Source organism: Bacillus cereus group sp. N8 (assembly GCF_016483685.1).
Classification (GTDB): domain Bacteria; phylum Bacillota; class Bacilli; order Bacillales; family Bacillaceae_G; genus Bacillus_A; species Bacillus_A proteolyticus.
This window is the reverse complement of sequence record NZ_JAEHBK010000001.1, coordinates 524302-543340: the sequence shown is the minus strand read 5'-3', so window position 1 is coordinate 543340 and position 19039 is coordinate 524302. Positions and strand designations below refer to the sequence as shown.

Sequence of the window (19039 nt, the reverse complement as noted above, 5' to 3'; positions counted from 1 at the left end):
AATAATCCGCTTCTATTGTATCAAAAGTTCTGCATGACGGACATAGTTTTCCCTTCCAATTATGTTGTATTTTGCTGCTTCATATACTGAAACATATCGATCATAATGGAAGCAACTGCCAATTGATTTTGGAACTTCTCAACTTTATCTGGTATCGTTTTTTTGAAATGTTGCATAGCAGCTAACTCAAAGGCTTCTTTTTCTTCAGGGTTTCGCGTTAGTTTTCTATACCAGTACGGTTGCTCCCTAATATAGCGAGATAAATCCTCATCAGCCTTTATAAACTCCATAATTTCTGCTCTCATCCTCTTTCCCCCTAATCCTTCTGAAAGAAAAATGGATTATTTTCGGAAGTACTTTCTGCTTGCCGCGCGGGCTTCCCTTGAAATTGTTGAATAACTTGTTGCACACTACCAATGGCACTCGTCACATTAGCTAAATGGTGTTGCATTTGTTCCACATCTAACTTTTTAAAGAAAGAAAGCATTTGTCCCATCACATCAGCAGTTTTTTCCTCTTCAGTTCGATTATCTTTTTCTTTTTCTTGTTTATTTTCTTTTACCGAAGAAAAAGCAGGCGCTCCATCAGGTCTAAAAGTTGCCCATATCGGATCTTCTTCACCAAGTAAGTACCATTCTTCATAAAACTGTTGCCAAGTTTTGTGACCACTTCTAACCTCATGAACCATTTTAGGGTGATGGTTTACAAACTCTTTAAACTGTTGAACCGATGGATGTAACGGTCCTTTTGTTGTTGGCATAATCCTCACCTCTTCATGTATATCTACTATATAGTAAGAAAAAAAAGGCACATGGTTCGCCTATTTTTAGACGATTCATGCACCTTTTTATTTTCGAATAAAGTTTTGAGTATAAAACTTATCGTACACCCCAACACCTAATCCAGTAAATTGCTCATTTAATAAATTTTTTCTATGACCTTCACTATTTAACCAGCCTTGTACCGCTGCAATTCCATCACTATGTTTCGCCGCTATATTCTCACCAGCAAGTTGAAAAGCTACTTGACCACGTTGCAGGCGATCTCCTAACGTACCAAAAGTAGGCGAGTCATGGGAAAAATAATTATTATCCTTCATATCTTTACTATGGCCAAATGCAACGTCTGCCGTTTGTTGATCCCACGTTAACAACGGTAATTCATGACGACTTCGAATAATATTTGTTAAATCTAGGATTTGCTGCATATTTCCATTTTCTACTTGCTTCATTTTTTCTGGAGTCAATGGTTGTTCCGCTATTAATTCTCCTGAATAAACAAGCTGATACGGTCTTTGGCGTAATAACGTTTCATCATCCATGTAACGAACACCAACAAGCTCATGTGTAAAATGATCAAAGTATAATTGTGCCCATCCATCTTCTACAGGTATTAGTGGTTGTTCCATTACTTCTGTATCAGATAACTCAAATTGATAACTATTTTTCCCTCTTTTTAATGAAATCTCATGTGAAATCGGATTCTTTTTATATACTTCTTCATACTTTTCATTTATATAATAAGGTGTCACCTTAACTTGTTCACCAGCAACATACGCCGTTACAACTTTACGTTCAGCAACTCCAAATTGAACATACTGAGTTAAATCTTGATTATACACCCACCATTCATATCCATAAGCAGACGGCTCTATTCGAGACGGTTCGCCCCACTTTGCTAATAAATTCTCAGAGTCCCCACCAATCATATTTAAAACAGTGTCTGAGATTTCTTCATTTATTTGCTTTTTCTTTTTCACAATTTTATTTTCTTGCTTAGAGTGAGATGGGGTTAATATATATTGCGAAACGAGTAATTTCCCGTATAAATCCACAGCTAAAATTAAAAATGTAATGATTACGATACGTAATACTTTTTTCAAACGATATACCTCCTGAATAAAACATAAAATTGAGATATACACAAATCCTTTTCTTTCCTTTTTGTGTGTACCGTACTCTTTTCACTATATCATATTTTCACGAAAAAAGTCTGGATTATCCCTTTTCTCTCAATATGAATTGCACTTTCTTATTATTCATACTATTATAAAAATAATAGTATAAATAATAAGAAGGAGGTATTTTATGCAATTTACAAATGCGAAGTTTAATGATGCAGTCGTAGATTTAACTCTTTTAACTGAAATCATGGAAAACAACCATTTTGTACTCGCTGGACAATGGGATTATGAACGCATTACATATGATTATAAATTTGAAATATTAAAGGATATTTATTATTTACGTGTACAAGGTTTTGCTGTTGACGGTGACATCGGCGGTAGACACGCTCAAGTAAAACTATTACCCCCCTTATTAGGAAAACATTATTATCCTCATGGCGTTGAATATGGTGATGATGAGATTTTCCCAACGAATGTACTTCAAAAAAGCGAACAACTCCTACAAAATATTGAAAAAGAATTGAAAGAACTTCAGATTATTGAATAACAAAAAACGAGGCATCAATAAGATGCTCTCGTTTTTATTTTGTCTGCAAATAAGGGGGTAATTCTTGCAACTGCTCTTTATCCTTTTCACGCTCTCTACGTGCCCATTTAAAGAACACATAGCCGATAATCGTACCGTACACTATTTCCTGGACAATTTTCATAATGATACCGCCTGTTTGCTGGTCTTGTACTACCGGCATCCAATGTAAAAATTCTGGTCCGGTTATATTTAAATCTGATAAAGTACCCGCTGGTACACAAAGTTCCATCGCCTTCATCCAAGCGGCTGGATCCGTATATGTTGCAAATAATGGTGCAGTCGCAAAAATTATTAATGCACAAGCTGGTGTTAATAATATACCATTAGCAAACATGTAACCAAGCTTCTTTATATCACTTAACGTTTGATATTCCGGCAACGGATTCAGCATAGGCCACCACATCATTATTGCTGCAAAAAACAATATAGCAAGGCAAATAGGATGCGCTATTTGACTTTGTTTTACTGTATCAAAAACAACTGGCAAATGATAAAAGGAAAACAGACCGTTAAATACGAACAACGCAATAAGCGGCTTTGCAAAAACCTTTAGCACAATTTGAACGAACTTAAAAGAAGTAATATATTGATATAACCATACAGGTATACCAAGCAGTAATAACGGGGGAACTGCAATATACATTATCGCCATTTCGAACATATGCGCGCTAAATATAATATGACCAATTAAATCAATAGGTCCTCCCTTTACAAAATACAAGAGGACAATCCCAGTCGTAAAATAAAAAATTTGCTTCTTACTTACCTTCGTCGCATTTTCAAATCGCGTTCTATATGGTCCAATAATTAAAAAGTACCCAATAAGAATCGAAAGCATAAATAATAAAAAGATCGGACTCCATAGAGCTTGAAAACCAAATATCCACAAGTTACTCATTGTCACACCCACCTTCTTAAGGTTATCCTTTCACATAATGTGAAGAGGGAGCTGTGACAACACAAGCTCCCTTATTTTTCACTTTTCAAATCCACACGATCGTCATAAAAGCTAAAATTGTAATTAACCCTATTAACAGACCAGAATAAAGAAAGAAACTTGCCGCTTCATGTCCTTTATGACTCATATGCATAAAATAATACAATTGAAAAATTACTTGTACCACTGCTAATAGTAAAATAAACGGTACAGAGAAAGTCGGACTAAAAGTTTTCGGATATGCAACTGCTACAAATGCAACTAATGTTAAAAAAATCATTAATGCAAACGTAATAACTTGATGCCTCATCTCCTCCGCACTTTTTCTCTTCCGATAAACAAGATCAACTTTAGGGTTATTCGTTTGCTTTACGGCCATTGTTTATCCCACCATTCCCATTAAATATACTACAGTGAAAATAAACACCCAAACTACGTCAATAAAGTGCCAATAAATTGATGCAACATAAAACTTTGGTGCATTGTATAAATTTAAGCCTCTCTTCGCGTTTCTAAAGATTAATGTTAAAATCCAACATAATCCAAACAACACGTGGAGCCCGTGTGTACCAACAAGAGCATAGAATGCAGAACCAAATGCACTACTTCTCATAGTATGCTTAAATTCATGCGTATAATGATAAAACTCATATATTTCAAACCCCAAAAATCCTAAGCCAAGCAACACTGTTACGAGTAACCAAAGTTGCATTTTCTTAAAGTTGAAATTTTTCATATGATACATTGCATATACACTCGTTAAACTACTTGTTAACAAAAGCATCGTCATGATGAAAACGAGTGGCATTTGAAACATCTCTTGAGATGTCGGTCCGCCATTTGTAGAGTTCTTTAACGCTAAATATGTGCCGAATAAGGAAGCGAACAACACTGTTTCGCCTCCAAGAAATAACCAAAAACCGACAAACTTATTTTTTCCCTCAAGGGTTGCTTTTTCAGGCTCTGCTGGAAATGTTTCATTCGTTAATTTTTCATCTACATGCATTATGCCTTGCCCCCCTTATCCTCTAAATCTTCTTTATGAATATGATATCCATGATCATCGACTACTGAGCGAAGGAACATTGTACCAAATGTAATGATTAAACCAATAATTGCTACTAACAACCAAAACTTATCTTTTCCACCCTGCATATACATCGCACCAAACGCGGCTATAAATAAACCTAAAGAAATGATAAACGGTGAAAACGAAGGGTTTGGCATATGAATATCACCAACCGGTTCCGCAGCTGTCATCTCTTTATTACCCTCACGTTTTTCAATCCAAAACGGATCTAACCCGCGAACAAATGGTAATTGTTTGAAATTATATTCCGGTGTAGGTGCTGGCATTGTCCACTCTAATGTACGTGCATCCCATGGGTCACGACCAGCCTTCTCTTTTGACACTGTTGTTTTAATTACATTGAATAAAAGAACGATTGTGCCAAGAGCCATAAATACTGCTCCAATAGAACTAATCATATTCCCCATTTCTAATCCTTGTCCCTCTAGGTATGTGTAATAACGACGTGGCATACCAATTAATCCAAGGAAATGCTGAATAAAGAACGTTAAATGGAAACCGATAAAGAATAACCAAAATGTTATCTTTCCTAGCGTTTCATTTAATACCTTATTAAACATAAGTGGCCAATAATAATGTGCACCTGCAAGTAAACCAAATACAACACCGCCGACAATTACATAATGAAAATGTGCTACTACAAAATAATTATCATGAAATTGATAATCAGCTGGTGCAGATGCAAGCATAACGCCTGTAACTCCACCCATAACGAATGATGGAATAAAGGCTACTGCCCACATCATTGGTGTTGTAAACCTAATACTTCCACCCCACATTGTAAAGAGCCAGTTAAATATTTTAATACCTGTTGGAACTGCAATTGCCATAGTTGCAACTGAGAAGATAGCGTTCGCAACAGGACCAAGACCAACAGTAAACATATGATGCGCCCATACCATAAACCCTAAAAAGCCGATTAATACAGTCGCGAACACCATTGATGAATAACCAAATAATCTTTTTTTCGAAAATGTGGCGAAGATTTCTGAGAATATTCCGAAAGCTGGGAGTATAAGAATGTATACTTCTGGGTGACCGAAGATCCAGAATAAATGCTCCCATATAATTGTATTCCCGCCCAATGCCGGATTAAAGAAACTTGTGCCAAATAAGCGATCTAGCATTAAAAGGCCTAATCCTACAGTTAATGGAGGAAATGCGAATAATATAAGTGACGATGTTACAAATGTTGTCCATGTAAACATCGGCATGCGCATATAGGTCATTCCTGGCGCTCGCATATTAATAATTGTAACAAGGAAGTTAATACCTCCAATTAATGTACCGATACCTGATATTTGCAAGCCGAGTACATAAAAGTCAACACCATGCCCTTTTGAGGCTAAAGCTAAAGATGCATACGATGTCCAACCTGCATCAGGTGCTCCTCCTAAAAACCAACTTAAATTTAAAAATACTCCACCAAAGAAAAACAACCAAAATCCGAGTGAATTCAAAAACGGGAACGCCACATCACGTGCTCCAATTTGAAGTGGTACTGCGGCGTTCATAAATGCAAACACGAGTGGCATAGCTGCGAGGAAAATCATTGTTGTACCGTGCATCGTTAATACTTGATTATAAGCATCCCCAACAAGAAAAGCATTGTTAGGAATCGCTAACTGAAGGCGAATAAATAGCGCTTCTATTCCGCCTATTATAAAAAACACTCCACCTGCAATTAAATAGAGAATGGCAATCTTTTTATGGTCTACTGTCGTTAAATAATCCCATATGACAGCACCCATCCCCTGTTTTTTTGCTACAGAACTCACGTTTTCAACCTCCCCTTCGCAAATGATCCCTCTTTACTTTTCAATCTTTAACGTTTGTAAATATGCATTTAATGCATTAATTTGATCATCCGTTAAGTTGCCATATTTACCAGTCATTTTATTACCTGGCTTCATACTTTCAGGATCTTTGAGCCATTTTTTTAAGTTCTCTTCATTGTTTTCGGCAATACCAGCAACTGTATCGCGATCTGCAAAGTTTGCTAGGTTCGGTGCGATACGAGCAGAAGGTGGTCTACTATCATTTGATCCAACCGCATGACAACCAATACAGCTTTTATTAAATATTTCTTGACCCTCTTGCGCCTTTGTAGAAGCTACATCTTTTTTTCCATCAATCTTCTTCATATCAGCAAGCCATTTTTTGTACTCGCTTTCATCCAGAGCTTTCACTTTGAATTGCATTAAAGAATGTGATGGGCCACAAAATTCTGTACAAAAACCATTATAAGTGCCCGATTTATCTGCCTTTAACCACATTTTGTTTACATTATCTGTATTTGTATCCATTTTCCCAGCTAAAGATGGAACCCAAAACGAATGTTTAATATCGGCACCCTTCAAATTCAAATACACTTTCTTACCTGTGGGGATGACTAAATCTTGAGAAGTTACTATTTTTTCTGATTTATAAGAAAATTCCCACCAATAAAGATTCGCTGTTACATCAACAACGATAGTATCTTTATCAATATTCTTTTTCTCCATCGCACTTACATCAGCAAGCTTGAATGTATATGTAACAGTCGGAACAGCCAAGATTAACAAAAGAATAATCGGAATAACTGTCCATATAATTTCTAGTTTGTGATTTCCTTCAACTTGCTCTGGAATATAATCTTCCTCACCCTTTTTTTGTCGGAAACGCACAATTACATATAAGAAAATAATAGTAACTACAAGTACTACTCCTATCATGATTGCACTCGCTAGTAAGAGCAAATCATATTGCATTTTTGCTACTTCTCCTTGCGGAATTAAAGTAGATTGAAAGGCTTTACCGCATCCCCCTAACAGTAAAGCCAGCAGTGAAACGAACGAAAGCAGTCGCCACTGTTTCTTCATACAAACAACCCCCACTTTCTTTGTGAATTAGATTGTACTTTATAGTTAAGTAAAGTAAATCTCAACGTAAAGAAATCCAATCATGTCGTTGTCTTAGAAGAATGTAACTACAATCATTGACACAAATAAGATTGTTAAGTAATTCAGGGAATAAACAAACATTTTTACGGACCATTTGATGTCATCTTGCTTACGGAAGCCATAAAACCCTAGTACGATCCATCCGATGTTAAGCAATGTTGCAATTACCATGAATGTTATTCCAAGCCCACTCATATAAAATGGTAGTGGTAATAAACATACTGTCCAAATCATAATCTGACGTTTCGTAATATCAAATCCCTGTACAACAGGAAGCATTGGGATTCCTGCATTTCGATATTCATCAACACGTTTCATCGCTAATGCGAGGAAATGTGGGATTTGCCAAATAAACATAATTAAAAATAACATCCAAGCAATTGGATGATTTAAAGACGGATCAATTGCCGCCCATCCAATTAAAGGTGGAACTGCTCCTGATATACTACCTACAACAGTATTTAATGTATATTTTCTCTTCGTCCATAACGTATATAAAACAACGTATGTGAAGGCACCAATAAATGAGATGAATACTGCCATTGGTGTAGTAAGTAATAAAAATGCAAATCCAAGTAGTAAAATTACAAGTCCAAACGCCAGTGCAAATCCAGGTTTATATTTACCTGTTACCGTTGGACGGTTTTTTGTTCTTTCCATTAATGGATCGATATCTCGGTCAATGTAGTTATTTAAACAACATACCCCTGCCATAATTAATGCAGAACCAACGATTGTGAAAAACAGCTTATCTAGATGGTCCATAACACTTAATCCATTAAAATGTAAAGCCAGCCAAAATCCTGTAAATACAGTAAGTGTATTTGAGTTTACAATCCCCATTTTAACGAGTGCTGATAAATCTTGTAACCGAGTTGTTTCCGGTACACTTGAAACAGCTGACTCATCATGCAGCTCACTTGTTGCATGGTTCATCACTTTAACCCCCTCTTAAACCTATCATCTTTCTTAGCTTTTATTTCATATGAAATATTTCGCTTTATATAGCAATATTATTACAGTAGAAATATTGTTAACCCATTCTACTACTAATCTACGCCCATACTCCAATATATTAAATCATATTTCCCGAACTTTTTGTGAAGAAAACATGAACTTTTTGTGTCGAACATTAAAAAACTTTATTCTACTCTATCCTTATCATAACACGATGTTATCTTCTATAATAAACTATTTTGTCATATTTAGCATATATTCTCCCTATTTCTTTTTAAAATCGCCTTATTTTCACCTAAAATATGTATGTTAATTCCCATTTTTTTCTTCGCGATACGTACATTGCCCTCACCCTTCATTTCTTTGCTATTTTATTATTTTTTATATATCATAGGACTGTAGCACGTTTTATTCTATACATAATGGAATGAAAATATTTCGCAATAACTTCATAGCAGAAAGATGGTGAAAGAGATTGCAACGCTTTATTAAATGGTTAGCAGTCATTACAAGTCTCGATTTACTAATAGTTTTACTAGGAGGCGCTTTAGTTACAAAAACAGGGTCTGGCCAAGGATGCGGTAAATCATGGCCACTTTGTAACGGTGAATTGATTCCATCTAATTTATCAATGGAAACTATTATTGAGCTAAGTCACCGCCTTACATCAGGATCAGCAGGAATCCTTGTTACTCTTCTTTGTATTTTGTCCTGGAAATATTATAAACATGTGCGCGAAACAAAGACGTTAGCAATTTTATCCTTCGTATTTTTAGTAGCCCAAGCATTAATGGGAGCGGCGGCAGTTGTTTGGGGACAAATGCCTGCTGTATTAGCTATTCACTTTGGTATTTCCTTAATTTCATTTGCTTCTGTTATCTTGTTAACGTGTCTTATTTTTGAAATTGATCAAAAATTCGATGCACGTTCTCTTATTATGGACAAAAAAATGAAATTTCATATTTACGGTGTAACAATTTACAGTTATATCGTTGTCTACACAGGAGCTCTAGTACGTCACGAACGAGCGAGCTTAGCCTGTCCAGACTTCCCTTTATGTAGCAAAAATAGACCTATGCCAACTCAACTACATGAGTGGGTTCAAATGGGACATAGAGTTGCAGCGATGTTAATTTTCGCTTGGATACTATATGCGATGATTATCGCTATTCGCCATTACAAACAGCAACGTGTAGTATACTGGGGATGGATTATTTCATTTATCCTTGTTACACTTCAAGCTGTAGTGGGAGTTTTAGTCGTATTTACAAATGCTAGTTTATCAATGGCATTATTACATTCTCTCTTCATTTCTTGCTTGTTTGCTGTACTGTGCTATTTAGTTATGTTAGGTACAAGAAGTACGGTCAATGCAAAAGAAGCTGAATTGAATTCTAAGCAAAATAAAACAAAGTAAAACTTTAATCCCTTGCCAATTCGGCAAGGGATTATTTATACTAAAAAAAGAGCTGCTTTCACACAGCTCTTTTCTTTATTTTAGTGATCTAACTCAATGAGTAAGTCACCCGTTTGAATTGCATCACCATCATTAACATATACCTTCTTCACTTTACCATTGAACGGCGCTTGAACTGTCGTTTCCATTTTCATCGCTTCTGTAATTGCCATAGACTCGCCTTTTTTCACTTCATCGCCTTCTTTTACAACTACTTTAATAACTGTTCCTGGCATTGTTGCACTAATATGGTTTGGATTTTCACGATTCCCTTTCACACGTTGTGCAACTGTTGCTTTTACACTTTCGTCTTTCACAACAATCTCACGTGGTTGACCGTTAAACTCCAAGTAAAGTACACGGTTTCCATCTGGCTGAGGCTCCCCGATTGATACTAGTTTAACCATCAATGTTTTACCTTGTTCGATTTCCACATCGATTTCTTCACCTAGTCTCATTCCATAGAAGAATGTCGGTGTATCAAGCACAGATACGTTTCCATAAAGCTCAGCAACTTTTTCATAGTCCATAAATACTTTGGGATACAACGCATATGCGACTACATCAAAAATCGTCACTTCGCGTCCAAGTTTATGGAATAACTCTTCTTGTAAAGCATCGAAATCTACTGGCTCTAATAATTCACCTGGTCTTACTGTTAATGGCTCTTTCCCTTTTAAAATTATTTCTTGTAATTTTTTCGGGAAACCACCATATGGTTGTCCTAAATCTCCCGAGAACATTTCAACAACAGATCCTGGGAAGTCCATAGAATGTCCACGCTCTAAAATATCTTGTTCTGTTAAGTGATTTTGAACCATAAATAATGCCATATCACCGACAACTTTAGATGATGGTGTTACTTTTACAATATCACCAAACATATCATTAACACGGCGATACATCACTTTAACTTCATCAAAGCGATCTCCTAAACCAACCGCTTTCGCTTGTTGTTGTAAATTACTATACTGTCCGCCTGGCATTTCGTGCATATATACCTCTGTGTGAGGTGCATTCATACCACTTTCAAACGGCGCGTAGTATTTACGTACATCTTCCCAGTAATGAGATAGTTTTTCTAATGAATCTATATTAACGTCTGGCTGTCTTTCGTTTCCGCCTAACGCATAGTATAGCGTGTTCGCACTTGGTTGTGACGTTTGACCAGCCATAGAACTTACTGCTACATCGACAATGTCAACACCTGCTTCAATTGCCTTCGTATACGTTAAAATACCATTTCCGCTCGTATCGTGTGTGTGCAGGTGAATCGGAATCGATACCGTCTCTTTTAATGCTGAAACTAGATCATATGCTGCATTTGGTTTTAGTAAGCCCGCCATATCTTTAATTCCTAAAATGTGAGCTCCTGATGCTTCTAACTCTTTTGCTAAGTTTTTATAGTAATTTAAATCATATTTACTACGTAACGGATCATGAATATCTCCTGTGTAACACATTGTCGCTTCTGCAATTTTACCAGTATCTCGTACAGCATCAATCGCAACTCTCATACCTTCTACCCAGTTTAAGCTATCAAAAATACGGAAGACATCAATTCCAGCTTGAGCAGAACACTCCACAAATTTTTGAATTAAATTATCTGGATAGTTTTTGTAACCTACTGCGTTTGAAGAGCGAAGTAACATTTGGAATAAAACGTTTGGCATTTTTTCACGAAGATCTAGTAATCGTTCCCATGGATCTTCTTTCAAGAAACGATATGCAACATCAAACGTTGCACCACCCCACATTTCCGCTGAGAATAAGTTTGGTAACATTCTCGCTGTCGGCTCTGCAATGTGATGTAAATCTTTTGTACGAACACGAGTTGCAAGTAATGACTGATGTGCATCACGGAATGTTGTATCAGTTAAAAGTACACGCTTTTGATCTTGTACCCACTTTACTAATCCATCCGCCCCACGCTCATCCAAAATTTGTTTCGTTCCATTTTGGATTGGCTCTGAGTGTATCACATTTGGTATACGAGCATCTGGGAAAATTGGTTTCTCTTTTTTCCCTACTCCTGGGAAGCCATTTACTGTTACTGTACCAATATAATTTAACATTTTTGTTCCGCGGTCTTTACGTTTCGGGAACAAGAATAGTTCAGGTGAAGCGTCAATAAATGAAGTGTCATATTCCCCTGATAAGAAGTTTTTATGTTTTACTACATTCTCTAGGAATGGAATATTGGTTTTAATACCACGAATACGGAATTCTTTTAAGTTACGTTCCATTTTTGCAGCGGCTTGTTCAAAAGTAAGTGCCCAAGTAGTAACTTTTACAAGTAAAGAATCGTAGTACGGTGTAATAACTGCACCTTGGAAACTATTACCTGTATCAAGACGAACACCAAAACCACCGCCTGATCGGTACGCCATAATTTTCCCTGTATCCGGCATGAAATTATTTAGTGGGTCTTCAGTCGTTACACGAGATTGGATTGCAAATCCATGCACAACCACTTCCTCTTGCTTAGGAACACCTACCATTTTACTATGTAATGCATGTCCATCAGCTATTAATATTTGTGATTGAACGATATCCACTCCTGTGATCATTTCTGTAATTGTATGTTCAACTTGAACACGTGGGTTTACTTCAATGAAGTAAAACTCATCACCTTTTACAAGGAATTCTACCGTTCCTGCGTTTAAATAGTTTACATTTTTCGTTAACTTAACAGCAGCATCACAAATACGTTGACGCAAATCATCTGAAAGCGATACACTCGGTGCGATTTCGACAACTTTTTGATGGCGACGTTGCACCGAACAGTCACGTTCGAATAAGTGAACAACATTGCCTTCTTCATCTGCTAAAATTTGTACTTCTATATGTTTAGGTTTTTCAACGAATTTTTCAACGTATACTTCATCATTACCAAAGGCCGCTTTTGCTTCTGATTTCGCGCGATTATACGATTCTCTTAATTCTTCACTAGCTCGTACTATACGCATACCTCGACCGCCACCACCAAGGGACGCTTTAATAATAATCGGGTAATCATACTTTTCAGCAAATTCTGCGACTTCTTCTAATGAATTTACTGGACCATCACTACCAGGAATAACTGGAATTTGTGCTAACTGCGCTTGCGTTCTTGCTTTAACTTTATCTCCAAACATATCTAAATGCTTACTTTTTGGACCAATAAAGATAATTCCTTCTTCTTCACAACGTTTTGCGAATTGAATATTTTCTGACAAGAAACCATATCCAGGGTGGATTGCATCTACATGATTACTTTTCGCAATCTCAATAATGCCTTCAATATCTAGATAAGCATCAATTGGTTTTTTCCCTTCCCCAACTAAATAGGACTCATCGGCTTTATAGCGATGATAAGAACCGCTATCCTCTTTCGAATAAATTGCAACTGTGTTTAATCCAAGTTCTGAACATGCTCGGAACACACGAATTGCTATCTCTCCACGGTTAGCTACCAATACTTTTTGAATACGTTGCAGCTTTGTCATGATTTTCCCCCTCTATTTTCCTACCACTCTAGAGATAAAATACATACACACTCTAAAGAGCGTGAAGTTCTTCACTTTCCACATTATATTATACTTAGAAAGCTTCACTTTATTTTTATCCATCATACCTTATTTTTCAACAAATGATAAGTTTTCTGATCAATTTGTTTCACAAAAACAGTATAGCATACCTCTTCCTTTTCTAACAACCTTATTGTATATCACATTAATTTTAATGTGATATATTTTTAATCAATATAACAAAATAGTATATCACATTAAAGTGGACGAAATAAAAAGCACACTGAGTTCTTCATCCCAGTGTGCTTTTTATTTTACAACAACAAGATGCGGTCCACCTTGTTCTCTTTCTTTAGTCATTTCGTTTTGTTGTTTCTCTTGTCGCTTTACATGACTAGCAATATTTAACAGTATACCCATTGCAAGCAGATTAGCTAATAAAGAACTACCACCATAACTTACAAACGGTAATGGTACCCCTGTAAGTGGTATTAACCCAGACATACCACCGACATTAATAAAAGTTTGAACTCCAAACAAACTTGCAATTCCAATTGCAATTAAACTTCCAAACGGATCTTTACACTTTTGTGCAATTCTAAATGAACGAATAATAATGAGTAGTAAACAGATTAAAATGACAGCTATACCTATAAAACCAAGCTCTTCAGATATAATTGCCATAATAAAATCTGTTTGCGGTTCTGGTAAGTATCCATATTTTTGTACACTATTTCCTAATCCTCGACCATTTAGCCCTCCTGAAGCAATTCCAATAAAAGAATTTATTAATTGGAACCCATCATTCTGAGGATCGTTAAATGGATCAAGAAAAACTGAAAAGCGAGCTTTTTGGTACGGACTTAACATATAATTCCCAATAAAATATAGCGCTGGAATCCATATTATAGACGTTAAGAGGAATCGCTTTATACTTAAATTAACATTAATTCCCGAGCAAAAGAACATAATCAGTACAGTTCCCCCTATTAGTATATCAGTCCCTAAATCATTTTGAAGTAAAATTAACCCCATCGCTCCACCGACAACAGCTAGAGGAGGAATTATCCCTTGTACAAAAGCTGTTTGCGTTTCTTGTTTCTTAGCAAAAAAGTTTGCTAACGTAATAATAACCGTTATTTTCACAAACTCAGCTGGTTGTATACCTAATATCCATCCTTTTGCACCATTTACGTCCTTACCGAAAATCAAGGCTGCTAATAATAGACCAATACTCCCTATTCCCATTGCAATCAAAGCTATTCGCTTTCTCCACAACTTATAAGGAATAGAAACGATAATCGCTAACATTATCGTTCCAATAGCTAGAGCAATTAATTGTTTTTTAAAAAAGTAATTTGCTGGCCAGTTATGCCTCGAAATCGCAACAATGGAACTAGAACTATATACCATTATAACTCCCAGCACACATAAGATAACAAGAGGAAGTAACAATGAATAATCCATTGATTTCCATACTTTTTTCATTTCATTTCCTCTTTCTGTTTCAATTTAATTATTGTTGTATTCCATATGTATATAGGTTCTTCCTGCTTTATTATACAAATAAAAAGCCCAAACTATTTCAGTTTGAGCCCCCCTATTTGAACCCGTTATTGTTGTTTGTTTGTAAATGCTTCATGAAGTGCAGATAACTCACGTTCGAGCTCTCCTAACATTGCTTTCCCTTGTTCTTCTGCAATAAGACCAAGGCGAACTGCAAAATCGACCTCGCGGGATAATCCAAACATTTGTGTGTCTAACACTTCTTCATATAATGGACATTGCGGCATTGTAAGATTGTCCATTTGCACCTTAATAAGTCTTAAGATTTTCTCCGCATCCGCTTGTAGAAGGGCTAGTGCCTTTTCCTGATGATTTGATACTGTCTCAGACGCCAAATTGATTCCCTCCGTTTCCGTCCTACTCTCACCTATCTATTAATATTAGCGATAGTTTTAATAAATTGCAATAGAAACATTTTTTGTGACAACAGTGTCTAATACTATTATACTGAAAAGTGGGAGTATAACACAAATGGGGGAACAACAATGAGCGAAATTTTATTTATTAATGGAAAAGTACGTTTTCCAATCACTATCGATCCAACTGTTTGGATTTTTGATGATCGAAAATTAGATTTGACAACTTACTTTGATGAAACTAGAGAAGAATCATCCGAATTAGAAACATACTTAAAACATACTTCAGAGCATTGGGATCGCGAAATCCGTGATGGCGCTGCCTTCCCGCCAATCCAACAAAGCGTAAAGAAATATAAAAAAGAACAGCTTATTAACGGAACATTTGGTATACCACTTCAGCCATTTCTTAAAAATGCTGAAATTTTAGAAGGTGCTACTCAAGTCGAAATTGAAACCACAGACAATTCGATTACACTCCCGTTAGAAACAGCCAATCAAGCAATTCTCGGTTTTTCAAAAGAAGGTAAACCATTAAGAGAAGACGGACCTGTTCATCTATATTTCCACGATGGATCTAATAAACAAAATCCGATTCGTAACATCCGTAAATTCACAATCATTTAAATTGTATAATTAAAAGACAAAAAAGGAGTGAGCTGAAGCTCACTCCTTTTTATAATAAATCCGCTGCTAGTTGAGCTAAATTAGAACGCTCTCCTTTAACAAACTTTACATGACCACTAATACGTTGCTCTTTAAACTTCTCTACAACATATGTTAAACCATTATTATATTCATCTAAATACGGGTGATCAATTTGCTGAGGATCTCCCATTAATACAATCTTACTTTTTTCTCCTACCCTTGTTAATATCGTCTTTACTTCATGCTTCGTTAAATTTTGTGCCTCATCAATTATAATGAACTGGTCTGGAATACTTCTCCCACGTATATAGGTAAGCGCTTCTACTTCAATCGAACCCATTCCAGCTAAAATTGCATCTAGCTCTCCAGGTTTTTTCGTATTAAATAAATACTCTAGATTATCAAAAATCGGCTGCATCCACGGTCTTAATTTTTCTTCTTTTTCTCCTGGCAAATAACCGATATCTTTTCCTACTGGTACGATTGGTCTCGCAACCAGTAGTTTTTTATATAATCCTAAATCTTCCGTTTGCATGAGCCCCGAGGCTAATGCAAGTAATGTTTTTCCTGTACCAGCTTTCCCGGTCAACGTTACTAGCGGAATATCTTCCCGAAGCAACAATTCTAATCCCATAATTTGCTGCACGTTTCGTGGGCGTATCCCCCACACTTGCTCATTGTGAAAAATAAGTTTCTTTACCTTCTTACCTAAATGATCCACAATCCCAAGTGCAGAACTAGAGCCCCCTAGTGCATCTTTCATTACAACAAACTGATTTGGATAAAAAGGATGATTTGCGATTTCAGATAAAGGTAGCTCACCTTTTTCATAAAAATAGTCTAACTGTTCTTTTGATATATACCCTTCTAAAAATCCTGAATATATATTTTCCACTTCAATTACTCGATCACTTAAATAATCTTCGGCCTGTAATCCGATTGCATCAGCTTTTACCCTTACGAGTACATCTTTACTTACTAAAATAACTGATTTCCCGTCCTCTTTTTCTTGCTCTTCTAAAGATAGGTTTTTCGCTACAGCTAAAATTCGATTATCATTTGTTTTTTCTACAAAAATATCTTGTAGTTGAACAAATGAGCGATGATTTAATTCAATACGAAATGTACCACCATTTTCTAGCGAAATACTTTCATGCAGCTTTCCTATTTCACGAAATTTGTCTATTAACTTAGACACATAACGAGCATTTCGTCCTACTTCATCCATATAACGTTTTTTCGAGTCAACCTCTTCTAATACAACTGCTGGAATCACTACTTCATTTGTTTCAAATGAAAAAATAGATAAAGGATCCTGCAAAAGTACATTCGTATCTAACACATAAATTTTATCCAACCTGTTACCCCCTGACTCCACTTTTAAATTTGTAGAACAAGGGTTTCATCCATAAAATATGGACGAACCATTGTTATAATTATATGTAACGTATAAACGAGGTAGAATCGAAATTCATAGAAATTAAACCTTTTCTTTATTTTTTATTCATTTCTATTCAATATATTACTTTTAATTATTATTTTTCACATTAAATCACAATACTCGATTACAAAAGTTAATGAACGACTTTCCTATTCATCCCATTTATAATTCTTTCATTCCTACCAACACTTGATTATCCAGCTTTTTCGCAGCTCGAAGATCATATGTTTTTTCATATACTGGTTCTGTAGCAAGTTTTGCTCCATAAAACATAACATCACGAACTTCTTGCACATTCACTTCTATTACAGCTAATTTTAGAGGAATCCCTTCCATTCTATCTGTTAAAATGTTACCTTCACCACATATGGAAAATACGGATTCATTCGCCATTATAGTCAATACTACCCCTATATTGCGCCGTATATTTTCCACAATACGTGAGCGTTGATCTACCGCAAATCGAATACTAGTTTCACTCACTGCATATACCCAAGAAATAGCACTTACGTTAGGAATTTGTTTTTCGAAATCTGTCGTTGCTACCATAACGATACACTCTTTACGTAACGATTGTACTAAATCATCTGTCAATGTAGGCTCTACTACATTCGCCATATCTCCACCTCCAAATAATCTTTCTATATCCCTATCATAACTTATTTTTCGAATTGCGAAAATATTATTTTTTCCCGCTATTATTCAAAAACATTATACTTCCATGATATACTTATACTGATAGAATTCGTATTGAGGTGACGAAATGAGAGTCAGATGTATGATTTGTGATAAAAAAGATATGTTAGATGACGAAAATCCTATGGCAAAAAAATTGCGTAATCGCCCTATTCATACATATATGTGCATGGAATGTACGGAACGCATTGCAGAGCGTACTATGGAACGCCATGCAAGTGGTAATTTCCGATTATATCGTGATAAAAAAGTAGAAGACGATTGGTAAACCGTAAATAAGTCCTTAATCATATAGATAAGGACTTATTTGTATTTTTCTGGTTCACGATTCATCTGATCCAAAAAACAATCAATCGCTTCTACTGGAAATCTTGCACACCTTATTTCTCCATCAATTTCATATGTAATTAAATACATTTCCTCGTTCTTTTCCACTTCTACATTTCGTAATTTATGCTCTTCATATATCATATTTCGAAATAATACATACGTTTCTTGTGCAGCGCTATCATCTGGACGCGCTTCCGCAACAGTTTTAATTGTTAACCAATTATATAGTGCATCTTGTACCGAGCGCATGAAGCTCCCCCTTTTCACCCTGCTTTTTGTTGTTTCACTTGACGTAAACGTAATCTATAAATTCCAAGTACAATTGCCGCTACAACAAGCCCCTCCCCCACAGGTAAAAAAACTGCAAAGAACGTTAAAACCGTACATCCAATCGCTAATGATATATATATCACTATATTTTTTATTATCGACAGTTTTCTTGCGAATCCCAAGTTATACACAAGCGCACTTAATATAATAATGATGCCATACAGTAACCACATCCCTAGTTCTGGATTTTCGTCAACTTTACACAATTTCGCAAAAAACGACATTCTTTCTAACACTATTTATCCCCCTTCTCATAAAAAAATAAAATCACTTTATGTACTTAATA

General features: G+C 35.8%; 20 protein-coding genes. 4 read left to right on the top strand and 16 right to left on the bottom strand.

Features of this window, described 5'->3' with window-relative positions:
• Nucleotides 1-59: 59 nt before the first annotated feature.
• The 3 genes from JDS80_RS02965 to JDS80_RS02955 all read right to left on the bottom strand — a co-directional run bounded on the left by JDS80_RS02965 (nt 60) and on the right by JDS80_RS02955 (nt 1882).
• Entirely contained in the window at nt 60-305 is a 246-nt protein-coding gene (locus JDS80_RS02965) for a YlbE-like family protein (RefSeq protein WP_001200991.1), read from the bottom strand.
• Nucleotides 306-316: 11 nt separating this feature from the next.
• Nucleotides 317-760 (bottom strand): YlbD family protein, encoded by a 444-nt coding sequence (locus JDS80_RS02960; protein ID WP_098765114.1) that lies wholly within the window; start codon nt 758-760, stop codon nt 317-319.
• Between the two features lie 87 nt (nt 761-847).
• A complete protein-coding gene (locus JDS80_RS02955; RefSeq protein WP_199637037.1) occupies nt 848-1882 on the bottom strand; it encodes a CAP domain-containing protein in 1035 nt (344 codons plus the stop codon).
• A gap of 205 nt (nt 1883-2087) precedes the next feature.
• Here JDS80_RS02955 and JDS80_RS02950 point away from each other — a divergent pair, with 205 nt between their 5' ends.
• Complete coding sequence (locus JDS80_RS02950) at nt 2088-2453, top strand: YugN family protein (protein WP_071746858.1); 366 nt, start codon at nt 2088-2090, stop codon at nt 2451-2453.
• A 34-nt stretch (nt 2454-2487) separates the two neighbouring features.
• Here the strand turns inward: JDS80_RS02950 and ctaG are convergent, their stop codons facing one another.
• The 6 genes from ctaG to ctaB form a co-directional block, all read right to left on the bottom strand.
• A complete protein-coding gene (ctaG, locus tag JDS80_RS02945; protein ID WP_071746859.1) occupies nt 2488-3393 on the bottom strand; it encodes a cytochrome c oxidase assembly factor CtaG in 906 nt (301 codons plus the stop codon).
• An 85-nt stretch (nt 3394-3478) separates the two neighbouring features.
• Nucleotides 3479-3811: a cytochrome c oxidase subunit IVB gene (gene ctaF, locus JDS80_RS02940; protein ID WP_071746860.1), complete on the bottom strand. Its 333-nt coding sequence runs from the start codon at nt 3809-3811 to the stop codon at nt 3479-3481.
• A gap of 3 nt (nt 3812-3814) precedes the next feature.
• Entirely contained in the window at nt 3815-4438 is a 624-nt protein-coding gene (gene ctaE / locus JDS80_RS02935; RefSeq protein WP_000557861.1) for a cytochrome c oxidase subunit III, read from the bottom strand.
• Nucleotides 4438-6273: a cytochrome c oxidase subunit I gene (ctaD, locus tag JDS80_RS02930; protein WP_175472357.1), complete on the bottom strand. Its 1836-nt coding sequence runs from the start codon at nt 6271-6273 to the stop codon at nt 4438-4440. Before ctaD ends, ctaE begins: the two co-directional genes overlap by 1 nt.
• A 60-nt stretch (nt 6274-6333) precedes the next feature.
• A complete protein-coding gene (gene coxB, locus JDS80_RS02925; protein WP_199637035.1) occupies nt 6334-7383 on the bottom strand; it encodes a cytochrome c oxidase subunit II in 1050 nt (349 codons plus the stop codon).
• A gap of 93 nt (nt 7384-7476) precedes the next feature.
• Nucleotides 7477-8400: a protoheme IX farnesyltransferase gene (gene ctaB / locus JDS80_RS02920; RefSeq protein ID WP_071746862.1), complete on the bottom strand. Its 924-nt coding sequence runs from the start codon at nt 8398-8400 to the stop codon at nt 7477-7479.
• Nucleotides 8401-8896: 496 nt separating this feature from the next.
• Here ctaB and ctaA point away from each other — a divergent pair, with 496 nt between their 5' ends.
• Nucleotides 8897-9838 carry a heme A synthase gene (gene ctaA, locus JDS80_RS02915; protein WP_071746863.1) on the top strand — a complete coding sequence of 314 codons (942 nt, stop codon included), beginning with the start codon at nt 8897-8899 and terminating at the stop codon, nt 9836-9838.
• A gap of 80 nt (nt 9839-9918) precedes the next feature.
• Here ctaA and pyc read toward each other — a convergent pair whose 3' ends face one another.
• The 3 genes from pyc to JDS80_RS02900 form a co-directional block, all read right to left on the bottom strand.
• The gene (gene pyc / locus JDS80_RS02910; protein ID WP_071746864.1) at nt 9919-13365 is read right to left on the bottom strand and encodes a pyruvate carboxylase; all 3447 of its coding nucleotides are present in this window, start codon (nt 13363-13365) and stop codon (nt 9919-9921) included.
• Between the two features lie 330 nt (nt 13366-13695).
• Nucleotides 13696-14874 (bottom strand): putative lipid II flippase FtsW, encoded by a 1179-nt coding sequence (ftsW, locus tag JDS80_RS02905; RefSeq protein WP_071746865.1) that lies wholly within the window; start codon nt 14872-14874, stop codon nt 13696-13698.
• 125 nt (nt 14875-14999) lie between these two features.
• Nucleotides 15000-15287: an Fpa/YlaN family protein gene (locus JDS80_RS02900; RefSeq protein WP_000135698.1), complete on the bottom strand. Its 288-nt coding sequence runs from the start codon at nt 15285-15287 to the stop codon at nt 15000-15002.
• Nucleotides 15288-15437: 150 nt separating this feature from the next.
• Here JDS80_RS02900 and JDS80_RS02895 point away from each other — a divergent pair, with 150 nt between their 5' ends.
• Nucleotides 15438-15935, top strand: a complete 498-nt coding sequence (locus tag JDS80_RS02895) for a hypothetical protein (RefSeq protein WP_071746866.1) — start codon at nt 15438-15440, stop codon at nt 15933-15935.
• Nucleotides 15936-15984: 49 nt separating this feature from the next.
• On the opposite strand, the gene JDS80_RS02890 is transcribed toward JDS80_RS02895, so the two are convergent.
• Both JDS80_RS02890 and JDS80_RS02885 read right to left on the bottom strand, forming a co-directional pair.
• Nucleotides 15985-17313 (bottom strand): PhoH family protein, encoded by a 1329-nt coding sequence (locus tag JDS80_RS02890; RefSeq protein WP_071746867.1) that lies wholly within the window; start codon nt 17311-17313, stop codon nt 15985-15987.
• Nucleotides 17314-17559: 246 nt separating this feature from the next.
• The gene (locus tag JDS80_RS02885) at nt 17560-18015 is read right to left on the bottom strand and encodes a PNPOx family protein (RefSeq protein WP_071746868.1); all 456 of its coding nucleotides are present in this window, start codon (nt 18013-18015) and stop codon (nt 17560-17562) included.
• Nucleotides 18016-18160: 145 nt separating this feature from the next.
• Here JDS80_RS02885 and JDS80_RS02880 point away from each other — a divergent pair, with 145 nt between their 5' ends.
• Complete coding sequence (locus tag JDS80_RS02880) at nt 18161-18361, top strand: YlaI family protein (protein WP_002094429.1); 201 nt, start codon at nt 18161-18163, stop codon at nt 18359-18361.
• A gap of 35 nt (nt 18362-18396) precedes the next feature.
• On the opposite strand, the gene JDS80_RS02875 is transcribed toward JDS80_RS02880, so the two are convergent.
• Both JDS80_RS02875 and JDS80_RS02870 read right to left on the bottom strand, forming a co-directional pair.
• Nucleotides 18397-18672 (bottom strand): hypothetical protein, encoded by a 276-nt coding sequence (locus JDS80_RS02875; RefSeq protein WP_002033723.1) that lies wholly within the window; start codon nt 18670-18672, stop codon nt 18397-18399.
• 14 nt (nt 18673-18686) lie between these two features.
• The gene (locus JDS80_RS02870; RefSeq protein WP_071746869.1) at nt 18687-18989 is read right to left on the bottom strand and encodes a YlaH-like family protein; all 303 of its coding nucleotides are present in this window, start codon (nt 18987-18989) and stop codon (nt 18687-18689) included.
• Between the last annotated feature and the right edge of the window lie 50 nt (nt 18990-19039).